This window comes from Hymenobacter metallicola (assembly GCF_004745645.1).
Taxonomy (GTDB): Bacteria; Bacteroidota; Bacteroidia; order Cytophagales; family Hymenobacteraceae; genus Hymenobacter; species Hymenobacter metallicola.
In genome coordinates, this window is the sequence record NZ_SRMB01000013.1 from 1 (window position 1) to 721 (window position 721).

Below are 721 nucleotides of genomic sequence, written 5' to 3' on the forward strand. Positions count from 1 at the left end.
GAGTTCAGGAAACTCATCACCATCCTGAGTTAAATGAACGTTGAAAGGTGAACGAGTTTCTTGAACTCAATCTGGTCTGTAGGACTACTTTACTAGGCCAGTAGACGTGCATGGGCAGCAGTTCAGGAAAAGGAGCGTTCTGCTAGTCATAAAGCCCCGCTCGGTTGGTGAACAACGCCGGTCACGGCTAATGGGCGCGCTTATCTGTCCTGCGCAGGGCTTTGCGTAACTGTTTATCAGCCACTGAAATGATAATCCACCCCGTAGAGATCTTGTTGACGTACAGCCCTGCTGGTTCGCGCTCCAGAACCGTAATGGCCTTCACCTTGGCCGGTGTCAACTGGCTTGCCAACACGTCCCGGATAGGGTCGCCGGCATCGGTCACCTCCACGACAATCCCCTCCACAACCAATATGGGAACGTTACCCGCTGGGCTAGTGGGGGAGGATACCTGGGGCGACACTAAAAAATACCGGCTTCGAATTTGAGCCCATTGGTCCGCTACCCCCTGTTTTTGCAAGGCTACCAACCAGCGGTTGTTCTGCGCAGGCGTCATGAATAGACTGTCCGGTACCGTGCGCGGCTGTGCCAATGACGGAAGCCCGCCACAAATGACGAAACAGAAGAGAGCCCACAGCTTGGTTATCCTCACGGAAGTAGAAGAGACCCCAATCTAGAGACAGTGAAGCCTTCTCGCTTGAGGGTAGTTTAGGAAATCGGT

The 721-nt window shown here is 53.5% G+C and carries 1 protein-coding gene; it reads right to left on the reverse strand.

What is annotated here, in order from left to right:
- Positions 1 to 187: 187 nt before the first annotated feature.
- A complete protein-coding gene (locus E5K02_RS25365; RefSeq protein WP_135399375.1) occupies positions 188 to 556 on the reverse strand; it encodes a hypothetical protein in 369 nt (122 codons plus the stop codon).
- Positions 557 to 721: the final 165 nt, after the last annotated feature.

Coding starts and splice junctions, on each gene's coding strand:
- E5K02_RS25365 (WP_135399375.1), bottom strand. CDS start 556: ATGACGCCTGCGCAGAACAACCGCTGGTTGGTAGCCTTGCAAAAACAG.